Below are 18,216 nucleotides of genomic sequence, written 5' to 3'. Positions count from 1 at the left end.
GTTCTTTAACAAAATAGGAGAGGTGCCAGAGTGGTAATGGAGCAGATTGCTAATCTGTCGACGGGAAACTGTCGCCAGGGTTCGAGTCCCTGTCTCTCCGCAAGATTTGCTAATAGTACCGGATAGCAAGTTTAAAAGAATTCAACTTTAATAGTTGATTTCGGGGTGTAGCGTAGCCCGGTTATCGCGCCGCGTTTGGGACGCGGAGGTCGCAGGTTCGAATCCTGCCACCCCGACCAGTAAAAGCCTAACAGATCATGAGATTTGTTAGGCTTTTTTCATTTGTAGCGTTGCCAACGCAGTTAATCCAGCCGCCACAAGAAAATATCACTGGAAAACATTAAAAATCTCAAATTTCCTTGTCGTACGATTTCCTGATTAATTCAGCTTTACTGTTAATTTCTAAGGTTTTGTAAATGTTCTTGATATGACTACGTACGGTATCTATCGATACAAATAAATCATCTGCAATCATTTTATAGCTTTTTCCATCTACGATACCTGTCACGATTTCTTGTTGTCGTGGTGTAAGCAAATGATTTTTTATAGATTTTGGAGCATAATGATTTGCGATTTTTCTGGCAATGGAAGGCGACATATAAGAACCACCGTCAACTACTATTTCAACAGCTTCCTGAATTTTTTTCAAAGACGTTTTTTTAGACAAATAGGAACACGCACCTGCACATAAAGCTTTAAAGATACTATCGCTATCTTCAAATGTGGTTAGCATGATGATATCAGTATTTGGTAATTCATTCTTAAGTAATGGAATGCCATCAATGCCTGACATTCCTAATAAATTAATATCCAATAGGATGATATGTGGTGATTTTCTAAAGTCGGTAAATCAATAAGAAAGGATTCAATGGAAGACGCTACCAATACACAATCGGTATGTGAAATAGCATCAAAAAATGCACATAAGCTCTCCTGTACCAAGGTATCATCTTCAATAATGGCTAGCCTAATGTTGTTCATAATCTCCTGCAATTCATTGTTAATGTAAATTAGTAATATTAAAGCGCTTGTACAATCACATTATGATGTGGTATTACAAATGAAAAGGTAAGTGCAAATGCACCCGAAAACCATCGTCTTTCTTAAACCTGATTTTGCCCTTTAGTTTTTCCGCTCTCATTACCATATTTGTCAATCCGAACCCTGTGGATTTATGTGGCATTTTTATGCTACCATTGTCTATAATGTTTATATCACAGCCTTTAGGTTGATTTATAATATTAGTAACGACACGTGTAGCATTAGAGTGCCTAAGAATATTGGTAATTGCTTCCTTATAGATCATAAAGAGATGTTGTTTTGTTTGCGCTGACAGTTTTCTATTAGGGTGTTTTACACTCGAACTATCTATTTGAAATGAGATGTTCTTTGGCAGTAGCAACTCTTCAGCAAGTTCCTGCATGCGCTCAATCAAATCTTTAACAGTTTCGCGTCTGCTGTCTATACTCCAAACCAAGTCGCGCATTTGCGAAATGGCATTTCTACTGATACTAGCAATTTTTTGAAGTTTAAATTTATCGGTGTCACTGGCATTCATTTCCATTAATTCTGTTTGCATTGCCAACCCCGAGAGTAAGGAGCCAACATCATCATGTAAATCGCTTGATATTTTAGTACGCAAACGTTCCATGGCCAACGCTTGTTGAAATCGGTAGCGAAATATGAGATACATCAAACCAATAATGAGAAGCATGACAAGAATTATAAACCACCATTTTTTATAGAATATTTTGTGTACCTGAATGGGAATCGCTAGTATTTCTGCACTTTCATTACCACGCGAATCTTTGCCTTTAATTTTTAGGACATAATTACCAGCCGGTAATTGATTGTAACGAATAGACGCCACGTTGCCCCGATTAAACCATTGGTCTTCGAATCCCTCTAATTTGGTACTATAGGAGTTTTTTTGATTTTGAAAGTAGCTTGGCATGGTCCAATTAATCTCAAAATATTGATCGTAAGGCGACAAATCTAAAGTGGCAAAATCTGTTTGGGTATAGTCTTTAAAAAAGTTCGTCTTTGTTTTGTTATTGTATCCTGAAACACCTAATAAACGCAAGGTTGGAGGTTCTGAATACTTTAAAACTTCACCAGGTTTAAATTGGTTAAGGCCATTCATCCCTCCAAAGTAAAAATTACCGTGACTATCTTTAAAGAATGAGGTGTAATTAAACCCATAATGCGACAGACCATCTTCAGGATAAAAATTTTGAAAGATTTCAGTTGTTTTATTGAAATGTGATAAGCCATTGTAGGTGCTGATCCATAGGTTGTCTTGATCGTCAGTTAAAATTCCAACAATATTCTCATCAGGCAACCCCTGATATTTATTATAAAACTTTACTGTTTTGCCATCTGCAGAAATATGGTTCAAGCCACCGCCGTAAGTACCTACCCACAAACTGCCATTGGGTTCTTCCTCAATAACAAGCACAAAATTTCGAGAAATATTGGGCGATGTATTGGTGGTGTAGGCAGCTTCAATCTTACCGCCGAGATGCACTTTTAAAAGGCCATCATTACGGGTGCCAATCCAAAAAACACTGTCCGTTACACTTTCTTTAAAATACGTAAAGTCAGTGATATCAGTGTCGCCATTAAAGTTTTTAAAGATGGGTTCACTCGTTTCGGTTTCAGGATTAAAAAGTACCAATCGGGAAAGACTTTGTCCGAAAAGTAGTCTTCCATCCTTAAGTTTAATTAAGGGGTTATGCTCCTTAAAGGTGACATTCGGCCTAAATTCATTATAGCTTTTTGTAGAGCCGTCTTTTAAATTTATTTTTAAGAGGTTTTCTCCCAAAGTAAAGACGTGTTGCTTTTTAGCATCTAACACATAAAAATTTGCAGTGTATTGAAATCCTTCTAAAGACAAGCTCTCCAATTGAATGGTGAGCGTATCAATTTTTCCTGTTTTTGTTCTATAAATAAGCTTATTTCTATTTTCACATTTTGCAAAAATAGTACCGTTGGCATCTTCAAATACCCCACGCATGGTATTGCCCCAACCATCCGTATTCGATTTAAATAATGGTGAAAATAAGGTTTTACCAATGCGAATTTTAAACAATCCGTTATCCGTTGCTACCCACAGCAATTTGTTGGTGTCGATAAAGAGCGCGTTGATTTTAGTGTATTCAAACCGGGATTGTAATTGATTTGTATAGTCCGTAAAAACACCATCGGGACTCATCCGAAATAGTTCCTTATTGCCAGCAAACCACAAATGTTTTTGATGGTCTTCTATGCCATAATAAAATTGATGCACGATATCAAACACGCGTTTTGAAGTTAAATCTGTTTCGTTTAAACTAAAAACGCCACGTTCCTTCTGCGGAAAGTAATAGTGTGTATTCTGACTATCATAAAAGGATACAGTAAATTGTAGTTCATTGCCATGCCATAGAAAAGAGGTAAAATGAAACGTTTGTAATAGATTGCCGTCAGGATCAAATTTTAAACTTGCCATTGGCGAACTCCATAAAATATTGCCATTATTATCATGGGTCAATCTGCTATAGGGGTGTCTGTTTCTGGGTATGGCGTACTTCACGACAAATTCACCGTTGACTAATTTTTGCAGATATTGTTTAGCTTGGCCACTTTTTGCGGTTAAAAAATCATCGGTAATAACCCAAATTCCGCCTTTCAGACCTTTTAATAAGCGCAATACGGTTCCCTTTAAATGATGTGACTTGTCAAACGAAGTGACCTCATCCGTAGACAATTGGATTTTGAATAGACTTTCATTCGCCATAAACCAAAGTTCATTGGTGGCATCATCAAAAACCAATTCCCCTGTAATTAATTCCTTTTCAATATAAAACGGATTGTTTTTATCGGCGTTATAAACCTTAAAATCATAACCATCATACCGTACCAATCCTAAGTCCGTTCCAAACCACATCATCTCATTACTGTCTTGAGTAATAGATGTGATATCTCTAAAGATTAAACCTTGTTCAGTAGTAAGGACGTCAATTTGTGAGGGATTCTGTGCATTTAGCACATTATTTACAAGAAGCAAATAAATAAGGGTAACAAAAGCTATTTTCTTTACGAGAGGGTTCAAAGCTTTTTAAGGGTGCGGATTAGGTAACTATCAAATATACAAAAAGTTAGACTTAAAAACCACATTAATATGTGATTGACAATGAAGACCATACCTCGTAATTTAGTGGTCATTAAAACAGTTGCCAGAAATCGCACTTTTTAATTAAGCGAACCCACTTCCCCTAGAAACTGATTCGGCTTATAGTAATTGATAGCACACAACACTCAAAATTCTATAAAACATAGATTTTTGAAGTTTGTACCCATCCATACAATTATTATGAAGCACACTGCTCAAACCTATTTAGTTACAACAAACATTAAAATACCAGGACTATGAAAACAGTTGGCGTTATTGGCGGTTCCGGATTTATAGGAAGTCATATTACGAAGCAATTTTTGGATAACGGATTCGAAGTAAAAGTTTCTGCGACCGATCTGTCCAAAAAAGAAAAATACACCCATTTAGAAAAACTTGACCATTCAGACCATTTGCACATCAGTCAATTGGATGTTAAAAACAAAGCGCAATTAAAATCCTTCATTAAAGATTGTGAGATCGTTATCCATGGTGGTACATCGTTTCAATTGGATGTAACCGACCCGCAAAAGGAACTTATTGACCCTACCATTAAAGGGACGGAAAATTTTTTGGAAGTGATATCAAAATCGCACAAAGTAAAAAAGATCATCTTTATTGCATCCGTCGCTGCATGGAACACCAATTTTCCATTGCCAGCAGAAGGAAAATCAGCATCAGATATTTTTAGTGAAGTTGATACACCTTTTATCAACAAAGAAAGCCATCCGTATGCTCAGGCAAAATTTATGGCCAATCAAACCGTAAATGAGTTTATAAAAAGCCATCCAAATCTCGACATTGAAATTACAAGTGTTTCACCTGTGGCTGTTTTTGGAAAGTCCATGTCAGAGCGAGATGATTCTACCTCAACCGGGCTGCAGTTTTTAATTAAAAATAATCTTGCGCCAAATCGGTTCGTAAAAATGCTTTTTGACACCAATGCAGAATTCGCTGTTGTGGACGTAGAGGATGTAGCAAAGGGCATATATAATGCCGCTACAATTTCCGGATTGCATGGCAAGAATTATTTACTCTCTAGCGAAAGCTATCCTGTTTCTGATTTGAGTTTGATGTTGAATGGAAAACAGCCTAAAAATCAACCTAAAATAATTTATCAGAATAGTATGGCTCAGGGTGAATTGGGCATTCCGTTCCGACCAGTCAAATCCACGTTGGGCGATTTTTAAAATTTAATATGTATGAAAACTTTGATAAATCAAGCGTAGTTATAAGACTTGATTTTTGAAGCGAAAACATCAAAATATTACGAACCCGTTCGCATATAGCGGACACAAAACCAAATATTATGAAAAAAATGATCCTAGTAGTACTGATGCTATCCGCGTTTGTGAATTACGCCCAAAAAAACAATGGAACCGTGTATATGGAACATCCTACAATTGATGTTGTGCAGGAATTTGTAAAAGCTTCCGTTGCTGGAGACAGAACTAAAATGGCGAGTTATTTAACAGAAGATTTTAAAGCTTATAACGGCATGTCTACCAAACAAACCGACAAGGGGAGAGACAAAGAAGCCTTCCTCGACAATCAAATGGTGTATCATGACCAACTTGATTATTATGCCATAGAAACTTATCCAGGATCATATCCTGACGCCATTGAATACAAAAAGGACAATCCAAACAAAGAAGTGTGGGTTCAAACTTGGGATTTACTAAAAGGTGTGCACAAAAAAACTGGAGTAAAACTTGATGCCGCATCGCATAGACTTTATGCGCTTACTAAAGACCATAAGATTAAAACTATTATTAATTACGGCAATGAAGGGGTTATCAGTGAAATCATGGCAAGCTTCGCCGATAGAACAAATGGAACTATTTACAACCATCACGAAAACATCAATACCGTTAGGAAAATGATGTATGCCATTGAGAAAAATGATTGGGAAAAAGTGTATAGTTTTTATGATGAAGGCGTACGATTCCTAGATTCTAGTTCTCCTTCGTTTGAGGGGATTTCGTTAACCGAACAAAAAGTAATTGACAAACAAATTATGGATAAGTATGATATTGGAAGTATCGATATGGTAGGCTATCCGGATTATTTACACTACGAAATGGGCGATGCTCGTGTGGTGCAATCTTGGTGGAATATCAACCTGGTCCGTAAAGCTGATAAAAAAGCCATTGTCTTGCCAATTCACTATTTGATGGATTTCAATAAAGACGGAAAAATCACAACAGAAACCGCTTATTACAACGCCAAATTATTGGACTAATCATCAATTAGTTTCGTAGTTATCTCACTCTTAAATGAGCAAAATAATACAAATCAGTTCATCACTGATGAACACAAAATTGAACATTATGAATATTATTAATAAAAATCAGCATACCCATGACAAGTCACTTTTGGGCTTTGTAAAAAAAATAATTTTAATCATGCTTTTTGTACCGTTTTTGGCGCTATCACAAAATAGTACCGAATACGGTGTATTTGAAAACGCACTATTAACAGTCAATCCACATCAAATAACACAATTCGAAAAAGGACTTACGGCACACAACAAGAAATTCCATGGCAATGGGGCCTATGGCGCTCGTGTATATTGGATTTCTAATGGTCCAAATACGGGAAGTTATATTTGGACGATGGGGCCATTTCCTTGGAGTTCCTTAGATAACAGACCTGCCCAAAAGGACGGGCACGATACCGATTGGAATACAAATGTAGCGCCTTACACCACAACTGGAAGTGGTTATACAAGTTATTGGCGATTTGCGGCTGACCTCTCTAGGTTTCCTAAAGATTTTGCCATTAAAAACTTAGAAGTCAATTTCTGGGATGTTAAACGTGGAAAAATGAGTGACGCTAAGAAATTGGTGGAGAAAATTAACAAAGTTTATACTGAACAAAGTCCTGACGACACTTATGGTATTTACACCAATGAGTTTTCAAGTACAAAAGAAGGTCGTGACTTGGCAGTAATTTCATTTTTTGAAAAATCAGCTTGGTTAAGTAGGGAGAACACTTTTGTTACAAAATATGAAACAGTGTACGGCAAAAATAGCTGGAGCACATTTATAAATGATTGGATGGCCGTTACCGATGGTCTTGAAACAGAATTATGGATATTTCGTCCAGATTTGAGTGGCATGAACGGCGATGTAAAAGTTGCTGAAAGAAAATAAATAGAGATTTATATGTGCGATATGTACAAATTGTATCGCACATTTTTAGTTTTTATGATAGTGGGATGGGCACTTGAAAATCCATCAAAATGAACCATTAAATTAAATTCAAAATGGAAACACTACAAGCTACGCCGGCTGCAATTCTTCAAGTAGGGATGGGGTTTTGGGCATCAAAAACCTTACTTACCGCAGTAAATATGGAGGTATTTACTTTTTTGTCTGAAGGTGAAAAATCAGGACTAGAAATTCAACATAAATTAGGTCTGCATTCAAGAAGTCTCTATGACTTTTTGGATACATTAGTGGCCTTGGGGTTTTTAAACCGCTCAGGAATAAAAGAATCTGCTGTTTATGAGAATACGGTAGAGACAGATCTCTTTCTCGACAAGAACAAACCGTCATATATTGGTGGTATTTTAGAAATGACCAATAATCGATTGTATCCTTTTTGGAACGATTTGGAAATTGGACTTAAAACTGGGTTGCCACAAAATGAAACCAAACATAATGGTCAACCTTTATTTGAGGTCATTTATAATGATCCTCATAAATTGCGTGAATTTATTCAGGCTATGGCAGGTGTGCAAACGGGAAATTTCATGGCTTTTTCTGAAAAATTTGATTTTTCAGAATACACCACACTTTGTGATATAGGTGGTTGTGGGGGCCATTTATCCGCACATGTGGTTTTGAAAAATCCTCATATGAAGTGTAGTTCTTTTGATTTACCTCAAGTGGAGCCAATTGCGAAAGAGGTTATCACTAAGATGAATTTGAATACTAACATCACGCTTATTTCTGGCGATTTCTTTACTGATGATTTTCCACAATCTGATATCATTACTATGGGCAACGTTTTACATGATTGGGGAGAAGAGGACAAAATCAAGCTTATCAACAAAGCTTATAAGGCATTGCCAAGTGGAGGTGCATTGGTGGTCATAGAAAACATTATTGACGATGCCAGACGTGAAAATGCTTTTGGATTATTAATGTCCTTGAATATGCTAATTGAAACCGAAAATGGCTTTGATTTCACTTTTGAAGATTTCAATAAGTGGACAAAACAAGCGGGATTTACATCCACCGAGTTGATGCCTTTAACAGGAGCGACTAGTGCTGCGATAGCCTATAAATAAAAACAGGTATTTAGAATTGTTGTTTTACTAGCAAGTTAATCAGCATTTAAAACCTTTACGCAAACAACCGATAATGCTCAATATTTGTCATGAAAATACTCATTAACGCGTGTTTCTTTTTGCTGTTTACTGAGCGCTTCTTGAGCGCGAAGTTCAACTCTTCTAATTTTTCCTGAAATGGTTTTAGGAAGGTCTGTTGTAAACTCAATAATTCTTGGAATCTTATAGCGGGACAAATGCTGTTCAGAATAATCGAATAATTCCTTAGCTAATTCTTGTGAAGCAGTTGCGCCACTTGCTAATACCACAAAAGCTTTTACAGCATTGCTTCGCAATTCATGCGGACTAGCAACTACTGCAGTTTCTAAAACTTTTGGATGCTCTAAAAGCACACTTTCAACTTCAAAAGGCCCCACTCTAAAGTCTGAAGCTTTTATAACATCATCATCACGACCCACAAACCAATAATATCCTTCTTCATCTTTGTAAGCCTTATCTCCCGTATAATATAGCCCATTTTTAAAGACCAAATCATTACGTTCAGTATCGATTAAATAGGTTTTAAAAACGCCGGTTACTAAATTAACATCATGCTTTAAGCAAATATTTCCTTCTTCTGATGTTACAACCTCATTGCCATCATCATCCGCAATTACCACATCATACATAAACGTTGGTTTCCCCATAGAACCGAATTTTACTTTTTTGCCTGGTAAATTCCCAACCAAGGCAGTCGCTTCAGTTTGTCCGTAACCGTCACGGATAAGGATGCCGGTAGCTTTTTTCCAGACTTCAATGATTTCCGGGTTTAAAGGCTCACCAGCAGCAACACATTCGCGGAGTGAAAACTTATAGGAGTTTAAATCTTCCTGAATTAACATGCGCAACGAAGTAGGAGGTGAGCAAAAGGTATTCACTTTAAAATCTTGTATAGTTTGTAATTGTTCTTTCGCTACAAAGCGATCAATGTGATAGCCCAAAATTGTGGCACCCACATTCCAAGGACCGAAAAAACTACTCCAAGAGAATTTAGCCCACCCAGGTTGCGAAATATTATAATGGACGTCACCACGCTGCAAGCCAATCCAGCAGCTGGTAGTTAAATGACCTGTAGGATAGCCAAAATGGGTGTGGACCACAATTTTTGGCATGCCCGTAGTTCCTGAGGTAAAAAAGTAAAACAAGTCGTCATCAGATCCTGTTTTAGCGCCTTTAGATTCGGTCGATTCTCTAAGAATTTCATGAATGGAAACCCAGCCTTTTCTGCTGCCTTCAGTTATAATTTTTAATTTGATTTCTTGACCAATATTTTTTTCGGCAGCATCAATTTTTACAGCATTTTCAGCATCGGCAAGCGCTACTTGGGGCAAAACGGATTTAAAACGAAATTCCAAATCACGAATTTCCAAACTCGTTGCTGCAGGGATAATCACAATTCCGCCTTTAATACCTGCCAAATAACTATACCAATTGGGCGCTAAAAGTGGCAGTTGAATAAACATTTTATCGCCTTTTTCAATGCCATGTTTTCTCATTAAATTCAAAAACTGATTGCAGCGTGCGGAAATTTCAGCAAAAGTAAAATCTTCTCGGTCATCATTATACTTCCATATTAAAGCCTTGACATTGGGGTGTTCATTTACATTAAGTGGCTCAAAAATATCGGTGACCCAATTAAAATACTCTGGTTTTTCGGGAATGAGAGCTTTCAGGTTATCAAAATCTTTCTCTTTAATTGCTTGAGCTACGCGTTGGTATAATTCTAATGTTCCCATAATTAATTACTTTGATTTACTAAAATTATGCATATAAATTATAAATGTAACAAGCTGAGCATAAAAAGTTATTGATTAGCAAATAGATGAGCAGTTCACAATTAATTTATCATGACACTGTATTTTGCATTTCAAACAATTCAAATCGATTTTAAACAAAAATTGATGGACTCTTCTGAAATTGTGAAAAAATAACTTCTGAACAATGACAAAAGTCATATGAAACTGTCCTTGGTTTACTGAATGAAATCAGTATTTTTGTCATAATACCTACTAGAAATATAACACTATAGTTGTGTAATCCTATGACAAAAAAAGCAACCAATAAAGGCATTTATATTGCCACAACTGAACCAAACATTGGTAAATCTATAATCTCCCTCGGATTGATGCAATCCTTATTGGGAAAGGCAGCTAAAGTCGCCTATTTTAGGCCAATCATCGACAACTTTGCACCGGGAGAGATTGATAACCATATCAATACCGTCACCACTTATTTTAATTTAGACATTAAGTTTGAAGATGCTTATGCTTTTACAAGAAGCGAAGTGATCAAAAAAATAAATGAAAATAAGGATGATGAGATTATAGGCAACATCATTGAAAAATATAAAGCGCTTGAAAATCGTTTCGATTTCGTATTGGTAGAAGGGTCAAGTTTTATTGGTGAAGGCTCCATAATGGAGTTTGACATGAATGTCTTAATTGCTAAAAATTTGGGTGTTCCTGCATTAATCGTTGGCGGTGGCGTAGGTAAAACTTTGGACGAATTTGTCGGCAACTTACAAATGGCGTTCGATTCCTTTAAAGATAAAGGTGTTGAAGTGTTATCAGTCATCGCCAATAAAATAGAAGAAAAGAACCTGAAACTGGTCACTACCGAGTTAGAAAAATATTTGCCTAAAGATGTTCTGGTAAGCGCCATTCCGTTAAATTATAGTCTGGCACATCCATCCATCAAGGAAATTGTGGAGACTTTGGATGCTAAAGTTCTTTTTGGTGAAGAATTCATAAACAATCAAGCGGGTAATTTTAGTGTAGGTGCTATGCAACTGCGTAATTACCTTATTCATTTAAAAGAAAACGCTTTGGTGATCACTCCAGGCGATAGGGCTGATATCATTTTAGGAGCACTACAAGCACATATTTCGCATAATTATCCATCCATTTCTGGTATTGTGCTAACTGGCGGATTAATGCCTGAAGAGCCAATTCTTAAGCTCATTGAAGGTCTTTCTGATGTTGTACCGATTATTTTGGTAGAAGGAGGGACGTTCTCGGTGACCAATAGACTTGGGAATATCAAATCGAGAATTTACGCAGAAAACACAGAAAAGATAACAACTTCCATTAAGGAATTTGAAAAATACGTTAATGTGGAATCGCTAATAGAACGCCTCATTACTTTCGAAACAAGCGGCGTTACGCCTCGAATGTTTCAGTACAATCTGTTCCAAAGAGCAAAAACGAACAAAAAACATATTGTGTTGCCAGAAGGATTGGATGAGCGCATTTTAAGAGCCACAAAACGACTTGTGGACCTCGATGTCGTTACAATTACACTATTAGGCGACAGAAAACAGATAGATGATAAAATAACGGCATTGGATATTGGATTGGATTTAGAAAAAGTCAATATCATCAACCCAATTGAATCTCCTAATTTTGAATCGTATGCAGAAACTTTATTTGAGCTGAGAAAGCATAAGAATGTCAATTTAGCGATGGCAAAAGATTTAATGGAAGACGTGTCCTATTTTGGTACCATGATGGTTTATAAAGGCGATGCCGACGGGATGGTTTCCGGAGCAGTGCATACAACCCAACACACCATTCTGCCTGCGCTCCAATTTATTAAAACCAAACCTGAAGCGCCTATTGTATCTTCTGTGTTTTTTATGTGTTTGGATGATCGTGTTTCTGTTTATGGCGATTGTGCCATTAACCCCAATCCGACTTCATTTCAGTTGGCTGATATCGCTATTTCATCGGCAGGGACAAGTACGATTTTTGGAATAGACCCTAAAATTGCGATGCTCTCTTATTCTTCGGGTACTTCAGGTGTAGGTGAGGATGTAGAACGTGTGCGTGAAGCCACTAAAATTGTTAAGGAAAAGCGACCTGATCTTAAAGTTGAAGGTCCAATTCAATACGATGCTGCGGTAGATGCTAAGGTTGGGAAGTTAAAGCTTCCAGATTCTGAAGTTGCAGGACAAGCAAATGTCTTTATTTTCCCTGATCTCAATACTGGAAATAACACCTATAAAGCAGTTCAACGCGAAACAAAAGCATTGGCTATCGGACCTATAATTCAAGGGTTAAATAAGCCGGTTAACGATTTAAGTAGGGGTTGTACGATAGACGATATTTATAACACGGTAATTGTGACTGCCATTCAAGCACAAGGCATTTAAATTTAATTTATAATGAAGATTTTAATAATTAATTCCGGAAGCTCTTCCATCAAATTCCAACTCATGGATATGCCTTCTGAAAGATTGATATGTAGTGGACTTGTAGAGCGTATTGGTTATGACGATGCCATAATAAACTATAAACCGAATGGTGATAGCTATAAACAGACTTATCCTATAAAGTCGCACAAAGACGGATTGAATAAAATTGTAGAATTATTGCTGGATGCGGATAAGGGTGTTATTAATAATACTAATGAAATTGAAGTGGTAGGACATCGCGTTGTTCATGGCGGAAATTCTTTTTCCAATACCACCTTGATCACTGCTGAAGTTAAGGAAAAGATACACGAATACGCTGCGTTGGCACCTTTGCACAATCCGGGGAATCTGGAAGGGATTTTAGTCTCTGAAGAAATTTTCCCTTCGGCAAAACAGGTCGCAATTTTTGATACTGCATTTCATCAAACAATTCCGGAAAAGGCTAAAAAGTATGCCATTCCTAACGAATTGTATGAAAAACATGGCATTCAGGTGTATGGTTTCCACGGTACTAGTCACCAATATGTAACTGAAAAAGCTGTTGCATATCTCGGTATGGGATCCTCTAAAATTATTACCATTCATTTGGGTAATGGGTGTAGTATGACCGCTGTTAAAGATGGCAAAAGTATCGATACGAGCTTAGGTTTTACGCCTTCAAATGGTTTGGTTATGGGATCAAGAAGTGGTGATATTGATCATGCCGTTATTTTTCATTTGGTTAATAACTTGAAGTATTCTCTTGATGAGGTCAAAACACTACTTACAAATAAAAGCGGCATGCTGGGGCTTACCGGAAAAATGGATTTAAGAGATATTGAGGCAGAAGCAGAAAAGGGAAATAAAGAATGCATATTAGCATTGGCAATAAGCACTTACCGCATTAAGAAATATATTGGCGCTTATATTGCAGCGATGAATGGTTTGGATGCCATTGTATTTAGCGCTGGAATAGGGGAGAATTCAAGTGTAATCAGAGGATTAGTGTGTTCCGATTTGGAAGTCTTCGGAATCTACTTGGATGCGGCCAAAAATGAAGTAAAATCAAGTGAGTTACGAGAAATTAATAAATCGGAATCAAAAGTGAAAATTTTGGTCATTCCAACCAACGAGGAATTAGAGATTGCAAAACAAGCTTTTGATTTGCTGAATTAATGCTCTCGATGTTTTGTGTTAATTAGGAGTAGCATCAGTTTTTGATGCTACTTTTTTTTTAATCAAGTCCCTCACCATAAAATTGGTATATTTATTTAGGACTGTTTAACAGGTAAAATTGAAGTCAATAATGAACCTTAAGGAGTATTATAATCTACTTTATAGAGAATCCATTGAAAGGATTACCTCAGACACCTATGAAATCGACACTTTGATTCATTCTAATAATGACCTGAGGTTTGGTTTGTCACTGATTATAAGACCTCCTGAAGATATCAAAAACAACATACAGGGCTTCTTAAATGAACTTAAAAATGTTGCTCCAAATCAATATTATTATCCAAGCACTGACATTCATGTTACGGTCATTTCCATCATATCTTGTTATGAAGGATTTGATATTTCAAAAATTAACGTTCAAGACTATATTACGTTGGTTGACCAAAGTGTAGAGTTTATGCAAAACCGAAATATCAGTTTTAAAGGCCTTACAGCATCTCCCTCTTGCGTGATGGTGCAAGGATATTATTACGGTACTTGGTTAAATGAGTTGCGAGACAACCTCAGAGCTACATTTAAAAGTGTTGACGTGGAACAGAGCATGGATGAACGCTATCTCATTAAAACTGCACACAGTACCGTTTGTCGTTTTAGTGACAAACTACAACAAAAGGACAAATTTTTAGAAATTTTAGAGAAGTATAGAGATTTTGATTTCGGCACCTTTGCAGTGGATAAGCTAGAGTTAGTTCATAATGATTGGTACCACCGAGAAGAATTTTCAAAAACACTTCATCATTTCGATATGGTGAATAAGGTGAAAAGCACTTAATCTCTACATGAATTTAATGTGTTTTCAAAAAAAGTTGAATTTTAGATCAAACACAATAAAAAGAAACGTTGCTCGTAACTAATTCATAATTAAGTCATTTTATTTTGTGTTTTTGCAGGACTGAAAAACATTAAAATTAATCTGCATTTTTTTTACATTTTATTTATGATGTTTTAATAGAAATTGTATATTTGCCGACCGTAAGACAAATGAAATTCATTTTTTATCGTCTTACCATTTCAGAACACTAGTTCTTGAATGGGCTCGTAGCTCAGCTGGATAGAGCACCTCCCTTCTAAGGAGGCGGTCATAGGTTCGAATCCTATCGGGCTCACATCAACAAAAGCGCACTTTATAGTGCGCTTTTTTTTATTTCTTATAGATTGAAGTCAAAATAATCCAATTCAAACTTTAGTAAATGAGCATCCCGACTTTAGTCGGGACGGTCATAGGTTCGAATCCTATCGGGCTCACATTAACAAAGCGCACTTTATAGTGCGCTTTTATTATTTCTTGTAGATTGAAGTCAAAACAATCAGTTCAAACTTTAGTAAAAGAGCATCCCGACTTAGGTCGGGACAGTCATAGGTTCGAATCCTATCGGGCTCACATTACAAAAGCGCACTTTATAGTGCGCTTTTTGCGTTTTATATGGTTACCCTAACATTTGTAAACTTGGCGAATATTAAAAATTATAGTAACCCGATATTCACTAATAAAAAAAGCCACCCCTAAAGATGGCCTTTACAATATCAATCTGGTTATAATTGATTTTTTAAGAATTACAATGCACCTCCAATTATGCTTGGTAACTTTTCAATAAATGCATCGTGTATTGCTTGCGGTTCAGAGATATGACCAGCTTTTTGTTGACTTGCGGCCAATATATAGCCTTGTCTTGCTGCTTCTAAACGTTGAAGAGGTGTTCCATGATGACCTGAACTTTCAAAACCACAATCCCCTATATTATAAAAGGATAGCAATACATCCTCAACTCTCTTCCAGTTATAGGTTCCTCCGCGCTTATGAGTTAAATAATACCCAGTAAGAAAATCAGCTTCCAATTCTGTCATACGTGTTGATTCTGGAGTCCCAATAAACGCTGGTACTGGATACTCCCAATTCCCATAATTTTGGAATTGAATTTGATGACCCCACTCATGCGCAAGAATGCCTGACCAAACCACCTTAGGATCTAGACCAGTTTCAGCTAACATAGATACGATACCATCGCCAATGACTATTACTCCTGAAGAAGTTGCAAATCCATCAGAAGCGTAAAATGGGTTTTCTGGGATTTGATCACTTGTGGTATTGAAATGATTTGCAATGCCTACTAAGTAATCAACTTGATCTGGGGTAGCTTCAGAAAAATTCTCATAGATAAAACGGATAAAATCCAAATCCTCCAATGTAGAAGTATGCTGACCTCTAACACTTATCAAATCGGACATGTTCCAAAATTTCTCAAGACTTCTTACTCTATTTTGTACGTATGCAGTATACTCTCCTTCTGCACCAAACGTATCTGTATTCTTCCCTATTAGAGCAGCAATTTGATTGATTGTAAAATAGTCTTCCAGAATGACACCAATAGCATCCCTGTTGAAATCCCAACTAGATATAAACCCTTCGATAAGTGCATTGTTATAATAAGCAGTCACGCTATTAAATGGTGTAGCACCACATTCGCTTGGTTCGACTAGATTGTTGTACTTAAAAGAAAAGTCTTGCGCTTTAAGTCCTGGAATTTCCCACGTGATGTTGCCTTCAGTTGTAGCTGGCAATGCACTTCTAGAATATACCGCATTTTCATTCATGTCTGCTGATGCAGGATCTGCGGAGATAGCTTCATCTTTACTACAGGACGCCAGCGTTAGTCCTAATGTTAAAGCAACCAGAAAATGTTTTGTTTGTTTCATAATTACAATTGATTTTAAGTTAGAATTAGTTGTTATTTTGAGTTTTATAAATGACATTTTAAAAGGTAATGAAGTTAAGCAATTATAAATCATTTCAAAAAATAATTGACCCCATTATTCAAAAACAGCTCTTGTAAGGAGCTAAAGATTAATTAATTGAAGTTCTTAACTGGATTTATAAACCATGTTTTGTAGGAGGTCATTTAACTATTTAATAGGTTGTCGTCTTCAGATTTTCCCCATAACTTGTAGAATCATTATTTAAATAAAAAATGCCTAGTAGAAAATCTACAGGCATTATTTTATATGAAAGTGTTTTTAGAATCACTCCGGTTTATCCATTGAAGCATCTCGAGCTAACGGCACATCATCTGGCGACTCGCCAATAAATCGGTCTAGATTGAATAAGGACTCGCTCGTCGCGTTATCACCTCCAGCAATTTTAAGTTTATCCAATAAGTCCATCACCAGTTTTTCTTCCTCTATTTGTTCTTTCACAAACCATTGTGCAAAATTGTAAGTGGCCCAATCACGTTCCTCATGCGCTAAATTGACGATTTCGTAAATGGCAGTCGTATTGTCCACTTCGTGCTGAAAAGTCTTTTCAAAACAATCCTTCAAGCTTGTAGGGTCTTCTGGCGGCGCTTTAATTGCAGTAATCTTTACTTTGCCACCGCGTTCCATAATATATTGCATCACTTTCATCATATGGTCACGCTCTTCACCCACATGTCTGAAAAAGAAATTAGCAATACCACCATAGCCTTGAGAATCTGCCCAACAGCCATAACTCAGAAATACTTGTGCAGCTTCCGCTTCCTTGGCTACTTGGTTGTTTAACATATTTTGAATCTTATCTGATAATCTATTTGTATTCATAATTTCAAATTTTTAATGAATGATAAAGTAAGGGTTTTTAGCGTAGTTTGATTACCTCAATCACAAAAAATAAGTGTGTTAGAAATGATAAGGGCCAAGAGAGCTGTTTGTTATTAGGCTATTATTTTATTGGATTGAACTATTCACTTCATAATTTACAGTGTAGTTTTAGCTAGATATTAAATAGATTAATTACTATAATTTTGTTTTATGAGCAATGAAAATTTATACAACGAAGATGCCAGGAAAAAGATAAAAGAGATGGCAGAAGATATTGACTTCACGATGATGGCCACCAATTTGAAACAAGCGCCACTCCATATGATTCCGATGAGCACTAAGAAGGTGGATGATCATGGTAATATTTGGTTTTTGAGCAATAAAGATAGCACGCACAATCAAAATATCATGAATGACGCCAACTTGCACCTCATTTATGCCGATAAAAGCGACATGCAGTTTTTAAACGTTTATGGTATGGCCACTATTACTACGGATAGAGCTATTATTGATGAACTTTACGGAAGTGCGGATGATATGTGGTTTGAAGGAAAGGATGACCCGAACATTACCGCAATTTCAGTACAACCGACGGAAGCTTTTTACTGGGATCCTAAGAATGGAAAATTGGTTTCATTAGTGAAAATGGGGATTGGTGCCATCACAGGCAATCAACCGGACACGATGGATACAGGAAAACTAAAACCGTAATTAAAACCAATAGATAGATTATTCGGGCGTCAGTTC

Annotated in this window: 14 protein-coding genes and 3 tRNA genes; 11 read left to right on the top strand and 6 right to left on the bottom strand. The window is 36.6% G+C overall.

Annotated elements, in window-relative coordinates; genetic code table 11:
* Window positions 1–16 precede the first annotated feature (16 nt).
* Window positions 17–100: transfer RNA gene (locus Q0947_RS03360), tRNA-Ser, on the top strand.
* Window positions 101–161: 61 nt separating this feature from the next.
* A tRNA-Pro gene (locus Q0947_RS03355) sits at window positions 162–239 on the top strand.
* A 110-nt stretch (window positions 240–349) separates the two neighbouring features.
* Here the strand turns inward: Q0947_RS03355 and Q0947_RS03350 are convergent.
* The 3 genes from Q0947_RS03350 to Q0947_RS03340 all read right to left on the bottom strand — a co-directional run bounded on the left by Q0947_RS03350 (window position 350) and on the right by Q0947_RS03340 (window position 4,093).
* The gene (locus tag Q0947_RS03350; RefSeq protein ID WP_299391398.1) at window positions 350–793 is read right to left on the bottom strand and encodes a response regulator transcription factor; all 444 of its coding nucleotides are present in this window, start codon (window positions 791–793) and stop codon (window positions 350–352) included.
* Window positions 794–795: 2 nt separating this feature from the next.
* Complete coding sequence (locus tag Q0947_RS03345; RefSeq protein WP_299391395.1) at window positions 796–981, bottom strand: hypothetical protein; 186 nt, start codon at window positions 979–981, stop codon at window positions 796–798.
* 73 nt (window positions 982–1,054) lie between these two features.
* Window positions 1,055–4,093, bottom strand: a complete 3,039-nt coding sequence (locus Q0947_RS03340; RefSeq protein ID WP_299391392.1) for a two-component regulator propeller domain-containing protein — start codon at window positions 4,091–4,093, stop codon at window positions 1,055–1,057.
* Window positions 4,094–4,410: 317 nt separating this feature from the next.
* On the opposite strand from Q0947_RS03340, the gene Q0947_RS03335 reads away from it, so the two are divergent.
* The 4 genes from Q0947_RS03335 to Q0947_RS03320 all read left to right on the top strand — a co-directional run bounded on the left by Q0947_RS03335 (window position 4,411) and on the right by Q0947_RS03320 (window position 8,450).
* Window positions 4,411–5,343 (top strand): NAD-dependent epimerase/dehydratase family protein, encoded by a 933-nt coding sequence (locus tag Q0947_RS03335; RefSeq protein ID WP_299391389.1) that lies wholly within the window; start codon window positions 4,411–4,413, stop codon window positions 5,341–5,343.
* Between the two features lie 119 nt (window positions 5,344–5,462).
* The gene (locus Q0947_RS03330) at window positions 5,463–6,395 is read left to right on the top strand and encodes a nuclear transport factor 2 family protein (RefSeq protein ID WP_299391386.1); all 933 of its coding nucleotides are present in this window, start codon (window positions 5,463–5,465) and stop codon (window positions 6,393–6,395) included.
* 88 nt (window positions 6,396–6,483) lie between these two features.
* On the top strand, window positions 6,484–7,308 hold the full coding sequence (locus Q0947_RS03325) for a hypothetical protein (RefSeq protein ID WP_299391384.1): 825 nt from the start codon (window positions 6,484–6,486) through the stop codon (window positions 7,306–7,308).
* 113 nt (window positions 7,309–7,421) lie between these two features.
* A complete protein-coding gene (locus Q0947_RS03320; RefSeq protein ID WP_299391382.1) occupies window positions 7,422–8,450 on the top strand; it encodes a methyltransferase in 1,029 nt (342 codons plus the stop codon).
* Between the two features lie 77 nt (window positions 8,451–8,527).
* Here the strand turns inward: Q0947_RS03320 and Q0947_RS03315 are convergent, their stop codons facing one another.
* Window positions 8,528–10,225, bottom strand: coding sequence for an AMP-binding protein (locus Q0947_RS03315; RefSeq protein ID WP_299391379.1), 1,698 nt, complete (start codon window positions 10,223–10,225; stop codon window positions 8,528–8,530).
* Window positions 10,226–10,530: 305 nt separating this feature from the next.
* Here Q0947_RS03315 and pta point away from each other — a divergent pair, with 305 nt between their 5' ends.
* The 4 genes from pta to Q0947_RS03295 all read left to right on the top strand — a co-directional run bounded on the left by pta (window position 10,531) and on the right by Q0947_RS03295 (window position 15,002).
* Window positions 10,531–12,639, top strand: a complete 2,109-nt coding sequence (gene pta, locus Q0947_RS03310) for a phosphate acetyltransferase (RefSeq protein ID WP_299391377.1) — start codon at window positions 10,531–10,533, stop codon at window positions 12,637–12,639.
* Window positions 12,640–12,651: 12 nt separating this feature from the next.
* The gene (locus Q0947_RS03305) at window positions 12,652–13,836 is read left to right on the top strand and encodes an acetate kinase (RefSeq protein ID WP_299391374.1); all 1,185 of its coding nucleotides are present in this window, start codon (window positions 12,652–12,654) and stop codon (window positions 13,834–13,836) included.
* 130 nt (window positions 13,837–13,966) lie between these two features.
* Window positions 13,967–14,668: a mutarotase gene (locus Q0947_RS03300; protein ID WP_299391372.1), complete on the top strand. Its 702-nt coding sequence runs from the start codon at window positions 13,967–13,969 to the stop codon at window positions 14,666–14,668.
* A 260-nt stretch (window positions 14,669–14,928) separates the two neighbouring features.
* Window positions 14,929–15,002, top strand: a tRNA-Arg gene (locus tag Q0947_RS03295).
* A gap of 448 nt (window positions 15,003–15,450) precedes the next feature.
* Here Q0947_RS03295 and Q0947_RS03290 read toward each other — a convergent pair.
* Both Q0947_RS03290 and Q0947_RS03285 read right to left on the bottom strand, forming a co-directional pair.
* On the bottom strand, window positions 15,451–16,590 hold the full coding sequence (locus Q0947_RS03290; RefSeq protein ID WP_299391370.1) for a hypothetical protein: 1,140 nt from the start codon (window positions 16,588–16,590) through the stop codon (window positions 15,451–15,453).
* 324 nt (window positions 16,591–16,914) lie between these two features.
* The gene (locus Q0947_RS03285) at window positions 16,915–17,469 is read right to left on the bottom strand and encodes a ferritin (RefSeq protein ID WP_299391368.1); all 555 of its coding nucleotides are present in this window, start codon (window positions 17,467–17,469) and stop codon (window positions 16,915–16,917) included.
* 210 nt (window positions 17,470–17,679) lie between these two features.
* On the opposite strand from Q0947_RS03285, the gene Q0947_RS03280 reads away from it, so the two are divergent.
* Window positions 17,680–18,180 (top strand): pyridoxamine 5'-phosphate oxidase family protein, encoded by a 501-nt coding sequence (locus Q0947_RS03280; protein WP_299391365.1) that lies wholly within the window; start codon window positions 17,680–17,682, stop codon window positions 18,178–18,180.
* Window positions 18,181–18,216: the final 36 nt, after the last annotated feature.

The sequence above is a fragment of the uncultured Gelidibacter sp. genome, from assembly GCF_947500795.1.
GTDB lineage: Bacteria > Bacteroidota > Bacteroidia > Flavobacteriales > Flavobacteriaceae > Gelidibacter.
This window is presented reverse-complemented; position numbering and strand designations above follow the sequence as displayed.

What these genes read in the sequence shown, in the direction of transcription:
- Q0947_RS03290 (WP_299391370.1), bottom strand. Translation starts at nt 16,590, where the DNA reads ATGAAACAAACAAAACATTTTCTGGTTGCTTTAACATTAGGACTAACG.
- Q0947_RS03305 (WP_299391374.1), top strand. Translation starts at nt 12,652, where the DNA reads ATGAAGATTTTAATAATTAATTCCGGAAGCTCTTCCATCAAATTCCAA.
- pta (WP_299391377.1), top strand. Translation starts at nt 10,531, where the DNA reads ATGACAAAAAAAGCAACCAATAAAGGCATTTATATTGCCACAACTGAA.
- Q0947_RS03300 (WP_299391372.1), top strand. Translation starts at nt 13,967, where the DNA reads ATGAACCTTAAGGAGTATTATAATCTACTTTATAGAGAATCCATTGAA.
- Q0947_RS03280 (WP_299391365.1), top strand. Translation starts at nt 17,680, where the DNA reads ATGAGCAATGAAAATTTATACAACGAAGATGCCAGGAAAAAGATAAAA.
- Q0947_RS03345 (WP_299391395.1), bottom strand. Translation starts at nt 981, where the DNA reads ATGAACAACATTAGGCTAGCCATTATTGAAGATGATACCTTGGTACAG.
- Q0947_RS03285 (WP_299391368.1), bottom strand. Translation starts at nt 17,469, where the DNA reads ATGAATACAAATAGATTATCAGATAAGATTCAAAATATGTTAAACAAC.
- Q0947_RS03335 (WP_299391389.1), top strand. Translation starts at nt 4,411, where the DNA reads ATGAAAACAGTTGGCGTTATTGGCGGTTCCGGATTTATAGGAAGTCAT.
- Q0947_RS03320 (WP_299391382.1), top strand. Translation starts at nt 7,422, where the DNA reads ATGGAAACACTACAAGCTACGCCGGCTGCAATTCTTCAAGTAGGGATG.
- Q0947_RS03330 (WP_299391386.1), top strand. Translation starts at nt 5,463, where the DNA reads ATGAAAAAAATGATCCTAGTAGTACTGATGCTATCCGCGTTTGTGAAT.
- Q0947_RS03350 (WP_299391398.1), bottom strand. Translation starts at nt 793, where the DNA reads ATGTCAGGCATTGATGGCATTCCATTACTTAAGAATGAATTACCAAAT.
- Q0947_RS03325 (WP_299391384.1), top strand. Translation starts at nt 6,484, where the DNA reads ATGAATATTATTAATAAAAATCAGCATACCCATGACAAGTCACTTTTG.
- Q0947_RS03315 (WP_299391379.1), bottom strand. Translation starts at nt 10,225, where the DNA reads ATGGGAACATTAGAATTATACCAACGCGTAGCTCAAGCAATTAAAGAG.